The organism is Tissierella sp. P1 (genome assembly GCF_002266425.1).
Classification (GTDB): domain Bacteria; phylum Bacillota; class Clostridia; order Tissierellales; family Tissierellaceae; genus Tissierella; species Tissierella carlieri.
Genome location: NZ_NPMN01000023.1, coordinates 17,643 through 32,592, shown reverse-complemented (window position 1 = coordinate 32,592; position 14,950 = coordinate 17,643). Strand labels below are relative to the sequence as shown.

General features: G+C 29.1%; 16 protein-coding genes. 4 read left to right on the top strand and 12 right to left on the bottom strand.

Features of this window, described 5'->3' with window-relative positions; genetic code table 11:
* Position 1: 1 nt before the first annotated feature.
* The 3 genes from CIW83_RS15630 to CIW83_RS15620 form a co-directional block, all read right to left on the bottom strand.
* Positions 2-514: a PadR family transcriptional regulator gene (locus tag CIW83_RS15630; protein WP_158220147.1), complete on the bottom strand. Its 513-nt coding sequence runs from the start codon at positions 512-514 to the stop codon at positions 2-4.
* Between the two features lie 246 nt (positions 515-760).
* The gene (locus CIW83_RS15625; protein WP_235601366.1) at positions 761-1,333 is read right to left on the bottom strand and encodes a pyridoxamine 5'-phosphate oxidase family protein; all 573 of its coding nucleotides are present in this window, start codon (positions 1,331-1,333) and stop codon (positions 761-763) included.
* Between the two features lie 63 nt (positions 1,334-1,396).
* Positions 1,397-2,443, bottom strand: a complete 1,047-nt coding sequence (locus CIW83_RS15620) for a MerR family transcriptional regulator (protein ID WP_094902892.1) — start codon at positions 2,441-2,443, stop codon at positions 1,397-1,399.
* A gap of 262 nt (positions 2,444-2,705) precedes the next feature.
* Here CIW83_RS15620 and CIW83_RS15615 point away from each other — a divergent pair, with 262 nt between their 5' ends.
* Positions 2,706-3,458: a hypothetical protein gene (locus CIW83_RS15615; protein WP_094902890.1), complete on the top strand. Its 753-nt coding sequence runs from the start codon at positions 2,706-2,708 to the stop codon at positions 3,456-3,458.
* Between the two features lie 45 nt (positions 3,459-3,503).
* Complete coding sequence (locus CIW83_RS15610; protein ID WP_094902888.1) at positions 3,504-4,730, top strand: polysaccharide deacetylase family protein; 1,227 nt, start codon at positions 3,504-3,506, stop codon at positions 4,728-4,730.
* Positions 4,731-4,877: 147 nt separating this feature from the next.
* On the opposite strand, the gene CIW83_RS15605 is transcribed toward CIW83_RS15610, so the two are convergent.
* Both CIW83_RS15605 and CIW83_RS15600 read right to left on the bottom strand, forming a co-directional pair.
* Entirely contained in the window at positions 4,878-5,660 is a 783-nt protein-coding gene (locus CIW83_RS15605; protein ID WP_094902886.1) for a VIT1/CCC1 transporter family protein, read from the bottom strand.
* Between the two features lie 319 nt (positions 5,661-5,979).
* On the bottom strand, positions 5,980-6,669 hold the full coding sequence (locus CIW83_RS15600) for a YjjG family noncanonical pyrimidine nucleotidase (protein ID WP_094902884.1): 690 nt from the start codon (positions 6,667-6,669) through the stop codon (positions 5,980-5,982).
* Between the two features lie 135 nt (positions 6,670-6,804).
* Between CIW83_RS15600 and CIW83_RS24945 the strand changes: the two genes are divergently transcribed.
* A complete protein-coding gene (locus tag CIW83_RS24945) occupies positions 6,805-6,927 on the top strand; it encodes a helix-turn-helix domain-containing protein (protein ID WP_369819402.1) in 123 nt (40 codons plus the stop codon).
* Between the two features lie 258 nt (positions 6,928-7,185).
* Here CIW83_RS24945 and CIW83_RS15590 read toward each other — a convergent pair whose 3' ends face one another.
* The 6 genes from CIW83_RS15590 to CIW83_RS15565 form a co-directional block, all read right to left on the bottom strand.
* The gene (locus CIW83_RS15590) at positions 7,186-8,301 is read right to left on the bottom strand and encodes a DNA (cytosine-5-)-methyltransferase (protein WP_094902882.1); all 1,116 of its coding nucleotides are present in this window, start codon (positions 8,299-8,301) and stop codon (positions 7,186-7,188) included.
* 184 nt (positions 8,302-8,485) lie between these two features.
* Complete coding sequence (gene queF, locus CIW83_RS15585; protein ID WP_094902880.1) at positions 8,486-8,983, bottom strand: preQ(1) synthase; 498 nt, start codon at positions 8,981-8,983, stop codon at positions 8,486-8,488.
* A 26-nt stretch (positions 8,984-9,009) separates the two neighbouring features.
* Positions 9,010-9,501 (bottom strand): QueT transporter family protein, encoded by a 492-nt coding sequence (locus CIW83_RS15580; protein ID WP_094902878.1) that lies wholly within the window; start codon positions 9,499-9,501, stop codon positions 9,010-9,012.
* Between the two features lie 276 nt (positions 9,502-9,777).
* Positions 9,778-10,530, bottom strand: coding sequence for a GNAT family N-acetyltransferase (locus CIW83_RS15575; RefSeq protein ID WP_094902960.1), 753 nt, complete (start codon positions 10,528-10,530; stop codon positions 9,778-9,780).
* Positions 10,531-10,903: 373 nt separating this feature from the next.
* Complete coding sequence (locus CIW83_RS15570; RefSeq protein WP_094902876.1) at positions 10,904-11,368, bottom strand: hypothetical protein; 465 nt, start codon at positions 11,366-11,368, stop codon at positions 10,904-10,906.
* 3 nt (positions 11,369-11,371) lie between these two features.
* Entirely contained in the window at positions 11,372-12,235 is an 864-nt protein-coding gene (locus CIW83_RS15565) for an AraC family transcriptional regulator (RefSeq protein ID WP_094902874.1), read from the bottom strand.
* A gap of 1,144 nt (positions 12,236-13,379) precedes the next feature.
* Between CIW83_RS15565 and CIW83_RS15560 the strand changes: the two genes are divergently transcribed.
* The gene (locus CIW83_RS15560) at positions 13,380-14,135 is read left to right on the top strand and encodes a bifunctional 2-polyprenyl-6-hydroxyphenol methylase/3-demethylubiquinol 3-O-methyltransferase UbiG (protein WP_094902871.1); all 756 of its coding nucleotides are present in this window, start codon (positions 13,380-13,382) and stop codon (positions 14,133-14,135) included.
* A 100-nt stretch (positions 14,136-14,235) separates the two neighbouring features.
* Here CIW83_RS15560 and CIW83_RS15555 read toward each other — a convergent pair whose 3' ends face one another.
* On the bottom strand, positions 14,236-14,940 hold the full coding sequence (locus tag CIW83_RS15555; RefSeq protein WP_094902869.1) for a transglutaminase family protein: 705 nt from the start codon (positions 14,938-14,940) through the stop codon (positions 14,236-14,238).
* Between the last annotated feature and the right edge of the window lie 10 nt (positions 14,941-14,950).

Genomic DNA, 14,950 nt, shown 5'->3' with positions numbered 1-14,950 from the left:
CTTATCTATTATTTAAATCCTTTAAGAATTTTTCATACCAACTAGTCATAAATTTCAAATGATCTATACCAAAATAAAGTGTTGACATTTCAAAATACCCTGCCTTATCCCTAATCTCAGCCTCAAGACTTTCAAGCTCCTCTAACTTTTTATTAATATCTCCAATTAACTGCTCCACAAGCTGTGAAGCCTTTTTCTTTGGAAGTTTTTCATAGAAAAATATTTTGGTAAGAATATCCTCATAAGATCTCATAAAATCTATAGGCTCTTCTAGCCATTTAATAAATGCATCATTTCCAGCTTCATTGATACAATATACCTTCTTGTATTTTCCATCCTCTATAACCTTAGTAGAGTTTATTAAACCATCTTTTTCTAATTTATTTAGTGCAGGGTAAATACTTCCAAAACTTGCATTAGCAAAATTTGATGTACTTTGAATCATAATTTGCTTTATATCATACCCTGTGAGGTTTTTATATGTTAAAAAACCTAAAATTATAAATTTTATCATTAGCATCAACCTTTCTTAATATTAATATATCGCGTCGATATATATCATATAGCTATATGCATTAGAAGTCAATATAATATATTAAACTTATAAGACTAATCTAACTATAAGTCAGGAAAATCTTTAATTAATATTATTATTACTCAAAGAATAATACCTTTATATAAAAATAAAAATGCTAAATATATATTTAGCATTTTTATGGCAATAAAATGATCTCAAAAAATATTCATAACTTTAACTACACTATTCCATTCTACCCCATTTCATCTCTACGCCGCCTTTATCATACTTCTTTCTTTTTCCAGTAATTCTTTCGATATCAATACGTATTACACAAGTAATCTTTAAAGAACCTTCAATAGCTGCTTCAAAATATGGCATATTCCAAGGACTATATTTTTCTGATAACAGCCTTAGCCCTAAGATTTTTTCCTTCTCATCTTCAACAATATTAGCCCTACCAAAAACTACTGTTGATTCAAATTCAGTGGTAAATTTTTGACTGGCTATCTTTCTAAAGGTTTTGGGGTCTTCCATAGCTTTTTCTAATTCTCCAGCAGGTCCTGGTGGTGGAACATTCACATCTCCAACAAAAGATATACATATTTTAGAATTTCTTTTTATATTTTCTATTTTACTACCCTGATATGCAGAATGGATATATATTTTATTATCACATCTAGCAATAGAAACTGGAATGCAATAAGGATTTCCTTCTTCATCAATAGTGGCTAAGGTTCCAAATTTAGCTTTGTCTATGATGGAATAGGCAAAATTCTCGTCCATTTCTCTATCTTTCCTTCTCATTTCCTTCATAAAATCCCTCCCTTATTTTTATGGTCACTCTCCCCTAAAATTATATATATTATAATTCAAATTTTAATTCACCTCAACCACAAAGACTAATTTATCTATTCTAGTTACTTCTAATTTCTTCCTATGAATTTCAAATTGTTCTCTTAAAAAATCAATATTTGAATAATATTCATCCTCTATTTCTTCAATTTCATCTTTAGTTAAAGTTTTCATAATTTCTCCTTTATCTTTTTGACTTTCAAACATTAGATCTCCTATGATTATCTTGCCATCTAATTTTAAAACCCTAAGCATTTCATTGATTGCAATAATTTTTTCCTCTTCATCTAGATGGTGAAATGCATAGGTTGATACTATCACATCAAATTTATTATTTTCAAAAGGAATCTTTAGAAAATCACCTAATCTTAACTTTAATTTTGGAAACTTTTCCTTCGATATATTTAACATTTCTCTTGATTGATCAATACCAATTATATCATAATTTTTATCTAAAAATCTTCTTGATAGATTCCCTGTCCCCACACCTATTTCCAATACTTTAATTGTCATTTTCTTATCTGCTACCGCTTCTTCAAAAACAGTGTCTAATAACTTATCATAGTTTTTATAAAAGTTTAATGTGCTATAATCTTTTCTTATTGATTCATCATAAGTTTTAGCCCAACTATTGAAATCCCATTTATCCTTCCATTCATTTTTAACCTTCCATATTTCATTCATTGATTCTATTACTTTTATTATTTCTGCCTTATAACTCTCATTTTCACTCTCATATACATTATCCATAATGTCTTCCAAAGATCCTTTTATCAGCTGCATCTTATGGATTTGGTTATTCACAACTTCCCATTGAGTATAGAAATGATTTAATAAATTGTTTTTACTCTCATCCTTAAATATATCTCTAATGCTTTCAATTGGTAAATTTAATTCCCTATACATTAAAATTGTATGGAGTTTTATTAAATCATTTTCATTGAAATACCTATAATCATTTTCAACGTTCCTCTTAGGATTAATTAATCCTTTTTTCTCATAGAATCTAATTTTATTTGTAGATATATTAAATATCTCAGATACTTCTTTTACAGAATAAAGTCTCTCCATTATATAACCTCCATTGTTTATCATTCTATATACACTATAAACCTTATCCTAAGGCTAAGGTCAAGAAAAATAAGAAGAATATTCATATACTATTTGACATTAAAGTATTACATATCTCTTTATCCTACATTTCTCCCTATGAATTTACTTCAATATTGAAAATATTATAGGAGTTTTGTACTATTTTGTTACCTCTACTTTTTGCCTATAATTAAATGGATAGAAGTTTTTTATTAAGCCATTTATATAGGAGGATGATATTGTGACCAAAGAGAGTACTAAAAAAAAAGGCATTAGTTGGTTTAAAACTACTAATCCTAATCAAAACCTTTTAGATCTAAACAATATAGAACAACAAGTAGAAGTAACGGAAGTTATTAAAGAAGAGAAATTTCTTAATTTGAAAGAGTCTGAACAAATAAGTACACAAAACAATAATCCCCTATTTTCAAAAGATAATCAAGACAAAGTAGTTCTAGATTTAATTGTTTCCATGGAAAATATCATAAAAGATCGTCAATTGATATTCTATAAAAATAAAGGCCTTGAGGAACAATTATATGCTGCTAATGAAGCAATTAGTCGTATTAAGCAAGATTTAATGAAAAAAGATCAGCTTTTACAGGAGAAGAATAAAGAAATTCGCGGACTAGAAAATAGCTTAACAAACAAACAAATGAACTACGATCAATTGCTGGAAGATTATAAAGAGTATCAAAACAATTCAAATATGGAATATGAAAAGATTTCAAATCAACTTGAAACTGAAATTAATAAATACAATAAACTTAACGAGGAGTCTATGAATGCTCAATATCAAAATATGCTAAAAATCAATGAGCTTGAAGAAAATATTAGAAGGCTGGAAACGGAAAACCAACAATATGCACAGCAATATGAAAAAATACTTCATGAGAAATCTCAATTGATGAAAACCATAAATGATTTTACAGAACGAATGTCTTCCTCTTTTTCTTCAAAGGCAATTAATTCTAATATATCTGATTCAAGGTAAACAATTACCAGAACTTTATTTAAACCTAAAGAAAGGGGGCCAACTATGTCAATTTATAGCGGAAAACTACTTGAATTAAAAGAAATTAAAAATGAATATGATAAATATTTTTTACAAGTAAGGCTCTCATTTGAACAAGATATTGAAATGTTTTGGGAAGTTGATAAATATACAGCTGAGAATTTAAAAGACCTTATTCAGCTTGATGAAAAACATAAATATAGATTATCCTTTAATAGCTCATGGGACGCAATCCAAAAACAACATAAAAGTGTATTGACACGAACATATTGTGATCAAAGTGAGATAATAAGTTTTTCATGCTCAGAAGATTATATAAGTAAATTAAATACTATTAAACGTTGTCAAGACATTGCTGCTTTGGACAAGCCAATCTTCATACCTATAAAATTAGAATCAAATGATGAACCGCATAAAGATAAGGAAAAGATATCAAAGAATTACATTGGTAAATTTAAAATGACATCTATTGCTATTATGAGTGTAATATTCGTCATATTATTTGGATATTTAAGCCGTCTTTATCTGAATAAAACCGCATTTGATGAAAAGGCACTGGCTCAGTCAATTCAATTAAATAATGAATTAACCGAGAAAGAAAGTGAAAGTTTGGAATCAGAGAATAGTATAACAATTGAAGACCTCTCTTCTATTGAACCCGCTATTCCTTTTATAAAACTTGAAGAATCAATAACATATAGCGTTCCAGAAGGAAGTGTTGCTCTTACCTTCGATGATGGTCCTTCTCAATATTCTATAGGGATTATGGATGTACTAAAAAAATATGAAGTTGGTGGAACATTCTTTTTTACTGGACTTAATGTGAAGAAATATCCCGATTACGTTCAGTGTATTCAATCTAACGGCTACTCTATTGGTAGTCATTCTATGAATCATATTAATATGCCTACTCTTTCTTATGATAAACAAAAAAGTGAACTTATAGACTCTATTGAATTACTGGAAGAAGTAACCAATCAAAAGATAAATCTCTTTAGACCACCTTATGGCTCTCTTAATAAACAGATAAAAGATTTAATATACAATCAGGAATATAAAATAGTACTTTGGAATAATGATCCAGAAGATTGGAAAACCCGCGATGCAGATAAGATATTTTATTCTATTGAGAACTCCAATGTATCAGGATCCATCATTCTTCTCCATGAATCCCAAGCCGTTATTGATGCCTTGCCAAGAATAATTGAGTATTTGCAAGAACTTAATCTGGAAATCATAAACCTGCAATAAAAACTAAATTGGAAGTTAAACATCCTAAGCAGAATGGATAAAATTAAAAGCAGCAGATTGTTTTTATAAAAATAATCTACTGCTCTAATTCGTCTTCATCAAAACCTTAATTTTAAAACTCCATGAAATGATTTGTCTCTTTTAAGTTTATGCAAGACCAGCCAATAGTTTACCTATGAGGAATGCCGCTATAGCTGCTATTCCTCCAACTATAAGCATCTCTAGTCCAGAAGTAAACCAATTTTTCACAGTTACTTTCACCTTTAGAGCACCTAAAACAAATAGGGTTACCCCAGTTAATATGCAAGCTAATATGAAGGTTATATCACCCATGCCTGGTATAAATGTTGATGATACATATGCTATTAAAGGAACAAATCCAAAAATTAAAAAGGAAACAAAGGTAACTAATGCATTTTTAATCGGAGATTCCTTTTCTTCTACAATTCCTAATTCTTCTACCATCATAACACTAATCCATGTCTCTTTGTTTTTTGAAATTATATCTGTTATTTTAATAGCATCTTCTTCACTCAATCCTTTGGCCTTGTAAAGCTCTATCATCTCTTGTTTTTCTCCTTCGGGATAATGTTCTACTTCCCAACTTTCTCTTTCTCTTTCAAGTTGTTGATATTCTATCTCTGCTTTTGTAGATAAATAATCTCCAATTGCCATAGACAAACCATCAGCTATTAAATTGGCAAACCCCATAATTAGTACTATACCACCATTAAGAGACGCACCTGCAACACCAGCAACTACTGCAAATGTAGTAATTATTCCATCTAATCCACCATAGATAAGATTTTTAATATACTTTCCTTCACCTGAGTTATGAGGTTCATAATTTTGTTTATGTGCCTTAATTGTAGCTTCAATATCTCTATTTTTAAAAGCCTCCTTAGCTTTATCTAAATTTCTAGAAAACATAAATATATCCTCCTTTCGAATAATTTCACTAAATATATTTTACCCATTTGTATAATAGATTAAATATTATGCTAAATACAATAATTATGCTTAGCCCGTAGAAAAAGCCATAAGCAGATATTATAATTAGTAAAAAAGACTAAAAATATTTTTAGTCTTTTAACTCCAATAGGATAATTTTAAAAACATATTTATAATTCCAACTAATTCATTATATTCTTCCTTGGATAGCACTCCACCTTTCACCATCATATTGTTACAAGTAAATCATATAATAATATTGCTGTCATGTCAATTCAAGTTATTTCTTGATTATTATCTATTTTTTAAGAATATCCTTAAGTTCCATCAAATTAGAAATCTCATAGGTAGGTTTTATTTCTGTTTCATTCACAATCTTATTAGGATTAAACCAACATGTATCTATACCAAAATTTATTCCACCTTGTATATCAGATGTTAAGCTATCTCCTACCATCAACACCTTGCTTTTATCAGTATACTTTATATTATTTAAAGCGTGTTCAAATATTCTGGAATCTGGTTTTGATACCTGAACTTCCTCAGATACTACTATATCTGCAAAGTATCTTGCTATAATAGATTTTCTTATTCTATTATCTTGGACATCACTAAGACCATTAGTGATTATGATGAGTCTATAATCTTTATGCAAACTTTCCACAAGGTCCATACTATCATCATATAGAAATGATCCATAAGATAGACTCTTCATATATGATTTTGCAAATTTAAATTCATCAAATCCAGCATTTAGTCTATCTGATAATCTCTTAAATCTCTCAGCCTTTAATTCTTTCTGAGTAATAAGTCCATCTTCAAACTCTTTCCATATAGCCGTATTTATATCCTTATATACATTTAAATGATATTCTTCATCATATTCTATATCAAATTCAATCATAGTACACCTAAGAGCCTCTCTTTCAGATTTTTTGAAATCAAATAAAGTCTCATCTGCATCAAATATTATAACTTCATACTTCATAATAATCTCCTCCATATGTTTATCTTTTATAATTATAACATACAAATTTTTATGATTTATACACTTAATAATAATTCTTACAATTTTATCCCTTTATAAATAGATTATCTAGTTATTTAGCTGAGCATATAACAAATAAAAATTATATCATCTCAAGCTCAAATTCCTCTATTTTTAGGAACAACTTATGAACACCTAAATAGAGCTTTTAAAGAATTTGAATCTCAATCCATTATAAAATCAGTATATATTAGATGAAAATAACCTTCGAGAATTGTGTATAAAACCTCTATAATACTGAATTTAAAGCTTTGATGTCATAATTAGCAAATACAAAGAGAAGTCCTACATCTCCTTATAAATCAAGGAAAAGTAGGACCTCGTATACTGTAAGCCACCATATATAATTTAGATATACTAATGGTCTGATATTAAAATATTTTATCTCGCTATTACTTAAATAGTAGTCTCTATAAAAAATACTATTACTAGCAATTGTGCATCTACATATTATATTTATTTTCTCCCATAGGTAATTAATAGTCCTTGTACTTTTAAAAATGATTTTTTATTCTCAGGATTTCTAAAATATTCTGCTATCTTATCTTTCATTTTTATATAATTCTCTGCCTCAACTCTATCAATTCCTCGATTCATGAATAGTTCAATAGTATTTTCTTGACTGCCAATATCAAAAGATTCATCCAATCCGTTGATTTCAATAAAATCTTGCACTTTTTCTTCATAATCTTCCATTTCAGAATTTACATACATTACCCTATCATTCATACGAATGTCAATATCATATAAACCTAATTGTTGCATATAAAATGGCAGCCTCATTCCAATTGCATAGTCTCTACCTTCATACTCTAATTCTTTCTTCCATACTTTATGAAAATCAAATGCTGTACATAGATAATCATAACTAATATCATCAATATATAACCCGTCATTTTCAAATTCCCTATTAACATCTACACAGACGATAAATCCTTCTTCCTTAACTAAATCCACCATTTTTCTTAATACTTCCATAGGCTTATTCATATGGCGTAATCCAGCTTGACAAATAGCCATATCATATTTTTCATTTGACTCGAGAGAATATATATCTGATGGAATGAACTTTACATCAAATTTAGTATTGTTAAAATTTAATTTAGCTTTATTAATAAAATATTCACTATCAACTCCTGTATAAGTACTTCCCTTAGGTAAAATCTCAAGTAATTTCATTCCTAAGTAACCATCTCCACATCTAAATTCAATAATATCCTTTGGAGATTCTATATGCCAAACATTTCTTACAAGAAATCTTAGATAGTCATCATTCCAGAAATACTTTCTATTTTTATAAAGTTTGTCAGTCTTTCCATTCCAATTATCTCGGTTATCTGTATCTCTTGGCACATATTCTTGCTGGCGTAATGGTTTTAAACCTAATAATTCATCTACAGAAACGTCAAAATACTCAGCTATACTTGGTAATAAGGTTATATCAGGCATTGTTATACCAGTCTCCCATTTACTAACTGACTGAAAAGATACTCCTAATACATCTGCTAGTTCCTGCTGCCCTATTCCCTTATCCTTTCTCAATTGTGCAATCTTAAGTTTAACTGTTCTCATATAATGGCCCCCTTGAGTTTAATAACTTAATGCTAACATAACCATCCGGTTAAACCAATAACGTGATATGCGAATTAATTCCCATATTAGTTGAAAAAATAGTCTTTACTATATCCTGTCGGATGATATTATCCTATGGGAACTGCTTAATGTAAAGTTTTCGTCTTATTTCAATTTAGTAATTTTACCTGTTATTGATATTCTCCGGATTCATATCATGGTAAAATAATCTTTTTTCAGCTACATCTTTCCACTTTGTTCCTTCCTTACCATAATTACAGTATGGGTCAATAGAAATTCCTCCCCTTGGAGTAAACTTTCCCCACACTTCAATATACTTTGGATCTAAAAGACTTATTAAATCTTTCATTATTATGTTCATACAGTCTTCATGAAAATCTCCATGGTTTCTAAAGCTAAAAAGATAAAGCTTTAAAGACTTGCTCTCTACCATGAGTCTTTCTGGAACATAGGATATATACACTGATGCGAAGTCAGGTTGTCCTGTTTTGGGACAAAGACTTGTAAATTCCGGACAATTAAACTTTACAAAATAATCATTTTCCTTGTGTTTGTTCTCAAATGTTTCTAAAACAGATGGATTGTAATTATAATTATAGCTTGTCCCTTGATTTCCTAATAATGTTATACCTTCTAATTCTTGTTCTTTTCTTCCAGACATATTTATATCCTCCATTTCTATTAAGTTTATATTCTGTTTCGTAATTGTTTAAAAAGAATAACTCCCACTATTCCCGGAATAATTTGTCCAATACATAGACTGGCTGCCAACACCTTATAAGGTATATTTAGTATAACTGAAAGCCATATAGGAACTATTAATCCTGGTCCAAAGATTATTGGAATGGCCATAAGCCAATCATTTAACTTAAATTTCTTTATCAAATAAATTGCTCCTGAGGTAACGAACCCTACTATGAAACCTCCTAATGCATCAAGAATTCCTAGTCCCCCCATAAGTATATTACTTACCATATTCCCTACCGCTAATGGAAGTACTAGAAATGGGTAGATTCCACTTAAAACGTAAAATGATGTTGCTATTCTTATCTGATATTGTCCAAAGGCAAACCCTTGGGTTAAATACATCAATACAACATAAAGCCCTACTGTAACCCCTGATATAGCTGCCTTCTTAGCCATAGTTTCTTCCCCTATTGCTGACGATTTGATATTCATTCTTATCACTCCTTAATTTTAGTAAATTCTAAATAAGAAAGGTTCTTCATATCCCTTAAACAATAGACTAAGAAATTATTAATATATTTTATACAAATAAAAAAAGGCACAAAGTGCCTTATAAAAATAGAATATTCTTATTTACAGACCCTTAGTTTTATTTATAGACAGGATGGTTTCGAACTGTCTTATTTAGTTTTTTCTCAATATAGTATAATAGCTACTAATAAATATGTCAAATAAATTAAATTTGGATATATTTTAAATCTATCTTACTTAATCCTCTAATTTTTTTGAATATACTTCTGCCCATGCAGGAAAAAATCCAGCACTTATAGCAATATTTTTAGAGATTATATGAGACACTGCGGTTCCATAAAAAGGTACCTTCCCACGCTTTAAGAGTTCCTGTTTTAGTAATGCAACTAGATTTATACCAATACCTTTTCCCCTATATTTAGGCAACACATTAATGCCAATTTGATATAAGGTTTTACTATCTTCACTAGCTCCTGCCATACCCATTATAATATCACCATCAAAAGCGGCAACTCCAAGAACATCTGGATAACTCTCACTAAAAACAAAAGCTTCATCAAACCTGCTATCATCCCCAAATTGTAATATCTCTTGCTTTTCAAACCATTTTATTGGAGCAATGGGCTTTATATCACAAGTAACAGGATTAGGTAGATAAAAGTGGGGCATCTGATCAATTTCATGACCAAATTCTCTTAATTTATTATCTATAGCCCTAAGTTTATCATAGTCAAACAACCAGTTAGCATCTCGCTTTAGAATCTTTTCTTCAAGCCAAGGTCTTATTTTTTCATCAGCACAGATTATTGCCCTTCCCCCTATACTAATTATCTTTAGGAAACATCCATCACTTTCATAGATACGTCTACCCTCTAGAAGCTTATTTTCAGTAATTGTATTTCCTTCTTTTTCAAAGTCTGAGAGTTGACAATTATAATCAAGGGCCAATTGTCTTTTTGCTATGCTAAGTATTTCAGTTTTTGTATACATATTTTCACACTTCCAATCTCTAATCATCATTTTCCACATCAATATACTTTAAAGTCTTTTAAATTTTACTATTACTTTACATATCAATCAATACTTTTAAGTAAAGTCTGCATCATTTATGATAAGGCTCACCGTAATTATTATAAAGAAGGTTAAAATGAAGATAGCTTTATTCAGCTATTTCTCGTAGTTTTAGTTAAAAGGTTATTCCTAAAAACATTAAACTTTTTCATTTCTACGTGAGCATAAACTTTATCCATCTAACTAAGACTATCTTATCTATTTATTTTTTAGAATCATCTTTATGGATATAACAATATTTGTAGCCGATACTATGCCACGCCCTGAGTTCCATATTGCCATATATTATCACCTAAAATTTTGATTTATCATAATTGTATGGAATACTTGTACCAACTACAACATCTTCAATTTTTTCGATAATCAACCAATCATCCATATTTCCTTGGTGGTCAAAGTCTAAAGCAGGAATTTCCTGAACATTTTCAAATTCAACTAAACATAAACATTTTTTATGCCAACGACTTTTTTGTTTCTCAGATAAATTTAACTTAGATTGATTTTCTCCTAAAATTTTTAAAATTTCCTCATCTGATAATTTAATATAATTTTCTACATTCTTTACAATACCTTTAGCAGTAATCTTAGCAGTTCCTTTTTCCATAAAATAAAGGGTTTCTCCTGCAAATACTCTGCTGTGTGGTATTTTTCTACCTGCTGCACCTCGGACAATCATAGTTTTTGTTCCTGCCAAAATCTTATCGAGAATCCTTTCGCCTTTTTTTCCAATATTATCACAATAAACTAAATGTACCATTCTCTATTCCTCCTCAATAATCGGTATCCATATTTGACTTAAATAGTCTTTATCATAAGAATTACCTGCACTATACCATTCCAACTCTGGACATAGGGCGTGCCTAAATGGATATTTTATCAGCCATTCTTCATTAAGGTATTTCCATCCATTTTGAATTGCCTGTGGAACAGCACCTTTACAATCAAAAGTAGCCCATGTAGCTTCTGGAATAATGATTTCCTGAAATTCCTCTGGTATCTTAAGGTTCGAATTTACCATGATTGCATATTCAATCTCCTTAGTTATTTCATCATAGTTTCCAAATAAACCAAATATTCCATTAGGTATACCTGTATCCATGAAAATTAGTTTAGAAAAAATACCATTTCTTTGACATTCATTCCAAAACTCAGGTATCTTTATATGATGTATTCCATCTTCACATGAAATCCTAATACTTTTTCCTATTAGCCTCAGTGATGATTTGTGTTCAATCCTCCACGAATATCTCTGCTTTTTTGAAACCTGCATTTTAGGAAAAACTTGTAATTCAACTGTTGTATTTCGTGCTTCTTTTGGAGAAATACCATGAAATTGTTGAAATGCTTTCGTAAATGATGTAGGGGAATCGTACCCATATTTATAACTTAAATCAATAACTTTAATATCAGTGCTTTTAAGATCATATCCAGCTAAAGTCAATTTCCTGAATCGAATATATTCAGCCAAACTTATTCCATTCATATATGAAAATACTTTTTGGAAAAAATTATAGGAACAACCTGCAATTTCAATGATTTTTTCAGCGTCAATAGGTTCCTCTTTTCTTTGTAAATGATTTTCCACATAATCAATAATTTTTTGTAGTTTTTCATTCCATTCCATATTACTGGTCCTTTCCTTAGAGATATTCATATCTTATCATTTATCAAGTATGGTTTCATCTCATTTTATGTACTGGCTGGATAGCAACTTTATTTTTTTAAATGACATGCCCTCATAAGGATATTGGGTATTTTAAAGAAGAATAACAAGCATAGGCAGTATATATACATAAGCTGCAACCATTGGTGGTAATGAAATTTCATAATCTGCCAGCATTAAGGATTTACTATCAAAATTATTTTGATAATCTCATTTCCAATCGTCTGTACTCCAAGCTCTTAACCTCACTAAATCATTTTACCAATAATAATTATTATATACTATATCTCTCATAATAGATATTCCTCCTTTGGCTATATTCAAGACACAGAATTTTATCTATACTTTAATTGTACATATCCCCTATTAATAATATCCTTTTACATTTATTTGATATGCCATATGAAAATTTAGCTAGTAAGCTACCTTATTCATAATATCTAATTTTAAACAACAAAAAAGCCATAAGAAGAAATAATCTACTTATAGCCTAATATCAAGCATAAAGTATTATATTAAAATCATGCAAAGATAAATATATAGCTTTAAAATCAAAACAATACATTATACTATACAACGATTTTAATTCATTATAATAATTATTTATAGTTAAGTAGGTAACCTTCTAAATTGTTAATTTCATTAAAAGCATAACAAATAAGCCTAAATAATGCAAAATCCATGCTTTCCAAGAAATACATATTAATATTTCATAATTATGATAACTTAAAATCATTTCTTCTTATACTATAAATTCTCTATATTCAATTTAAGGCTATAGCTTTTGACAACTTGAATATTAATCCTCTTTGCTTATTATTATTTTGTTCTATAAACTTTGCATCAAAATATGATGCTCCTTTAAATTTAATAACTTAATACTAAGATGACTATTCAGCCAAATCAATAATATAATAAGTATTTATCCCCTCTAATTAAGAGATTTTGCTTTAATTTTTTTAATTAGCAAGATAGGATAAGAAAATAATTCTCTTAAATGGTATTATTAATTTAAGGCATATCATCTAAAAAGAAGATATTTCTACTATATGCTTAAATTAAAATAAAGCATTTCTTTATAACAATCATAAGGAGGCAAAATAATATGTTTAGTTTTTATAGTAAGCTTTCTACAGAGGTATACAACATAGATAAACCTATTGGACATTCATTTGGAGATGTGGAATTTTATATGGAAAGACTTAAGGGTATCAAAGGAAGGATTCTTGAACCAGCAGTAGGAACAGGCCGTATCTTGATTCCCCTGCTGGAGAAAGGATTTATTGTAGACGGTATCGATTCTTCTCCTGAGATGTTGGATTTATGTAAGCTCCATTGTAAAGAAAGAAATCTTAGAGCTGATCTCTATGAGGAAAACATGCAATCTTTTTCTCTACCTCACAAATATGAAGCAATTATTATTCCTACAGGTTCTTTTCTATTGCTTGAAAATTCAATAGATGCCATTAATGGATTAAAATGCTTCTATGAACATCTTTCCGTAGGTGGGCGTCTTATTGTTGATATATTTATGCAATCAGATTTTAATATTGGACATACTTCAACGAGAACCTGGGAGACTCCTAATGGGGATTTAATCACCTTAAATGAGTCACTTGTAGAAGTTAATTTTATTAACCAATATACAGTTTCTCATTTTCGATATGAAAAATGGCATAAGAGTCAATTAATACAAACTGAATTAGAGCGTTTTCCATTAAAATGGTATGGAGTAGAAGAATTTAGACTGATTTTAGAGAAGGTTGGATTTAGTGATATTACTATTTCTTCTGATTATAAATTTGGTATCTATCCTACAGATAATAACCAGGTCATTACTTTTGAAGCCTATCGTAAATAAAGCGATATATGAAAAATGGATAATATATAACTTTTACAGTTAAATATTATCCATTTCTATGTTTTTAGAAATATATTAGTAAAAATCTCTTGATTCTAGTTTAGTTACAAATCCCGCCTCTGATTAAGTCTAATTTCTTATTAATTCTTCTTCTTAAAACATCAAATAAAAATCTTTTTAATTTGCTGCTTGTATTATTATATTTAAGAAAAAAATCATCTGGACTATTAAAAATTCCTAAATCATCTGTAATAGAAAAACTTTGAATATATGTGCTTTTCCCCTGCCAGCAGATATTTATTTTTTCTTTATCCTCTACAGAAATCCCATAACCTATATATCCATTATTAAAATTATAAAGCTTATCTTTTACTTGATTAAGATATTCTTCATCGATGATTACACCTTCTAAAGCTATCCATTCATTATTGAAATATACTTCAGACCAAGCATGAACTATTTTATTAGGGGCAAATAAATAGGTAATTCCTGTCAATGCTCCTTTCTGCATTTTTTTATCAATATAAAAGCCATGAATTCTGCACGGAATATTTAAAGCCCTTAATAAAGCCATTAGAAGTATACTTTTTGTATTACATTGTCCATATCCATCCCTTAGAACTTCCGAAGCAGGTATATCATCACTTCTATTATAACCAAACTTAATTTCATTTCGTACGAAGCTATAAACCGCTGCTATCTTTTCTTTTTCTTCTAGTTGCTTCCATCCTTTCTCTACAATTAAGTTTTGAATAGATGGTGTATTAAAATCTAGTAATTTTGTTTGTTTTAAATATATATCCATATAATCACCT

Coding starts and splice junctions, on each gene's coding strand:
- CIW83_RS15580 (WP_094902878.1), bottom strand. CDS start 9,501: ATGAATATCAAATCGTCAGCAATAGGGGAAGAAACTATGGCTAAGAAG.
- CIW83_RS15610 (WP_094902888.1), top strand. CDS start 3,504: ATGTCAATTTATAGCGGAAAACTACTTGAATTAAAAGAAATTAAAAAT.
- CIW83_RS15625 (WP_235601366.1), bottom strand. CDS start 1,333: ATGAAGGAAATGAGAAGGAAAGATAGAGAAATGGACGAGAATTTTGCC.
- CIW83_RS15620 (WP_094902892.1), bottom strand. CDS start 2,443: ATGGAGAGACTTTATTCTGTAAAAGAAGTATCTGAGATATTTAATATA.
- CIW83_RS15575 (WP_094902960.1), bottom strand. CDS start 10,530: ATGTATACAAAAACTGAAATACTTAGCATAGCAAAAAGACAATTGGCC.
- CIW83_RS15590 (WP_094902882.1), bottom strand. CDS start 8,301: ATGAGAACAGTTAAACTTAAGATTGCACAATTGAGAAAGGATAAGGGA.
- CIW83_RS15600 (WP_094902884.1), bottom strand. CDS start 6,669: ATGAAGTATGAAGTTATAATATTTGATGCAGATGAGACTTTATTTGAT.
- CIW83_RS15570 (WP_094902876.1), bottom strand. CDS start 11,368: ATGGTACATTTAGTTTATTGTGATAATATTGGAAAAAAAGGCGAAAGG.
- CIW83_RS15605 (WP_094902886.1), bottom strand. CDS start 5,660: ATGTTTTCTAGAAATTTAGATAAAGCTAAGGAGGCTTTTAAAAATAGA.
- CIW83_RS15630 (WP_158220147.1), bottom strand. CDS start 514: ATGATAAAATTTATAATTTTAGGTTTTTTAACATATAAAAACCTCACA.
- CIW83_RS15565 (WP_094902874.1), bottom strand. CDS start 12,235: ATGGAATGGAATGAAAAACTACAAAAAATTATTGATTATGTGGAAAAT.
- CIW83_RS15555 (WP_094902869.1), bottom strand. CDS start 14,940: ATGGATATATATTTAAAACAAACAAAATTACTAGATTTTAATACACCA.
- CIW83_RS15560 (WP_094902871.1), top strand. CDS start 13,380: ATGTTTAGTTTTTATAGTAAGCTTTCTACAGAGGTATACAACATAGAT.
- queF (WP_094902880.1), bottom strand. CDS start 8,983: ATGTCTGGAAGAAAAGAACAAGAATTAGAAGGTATAACATTATTAGGA.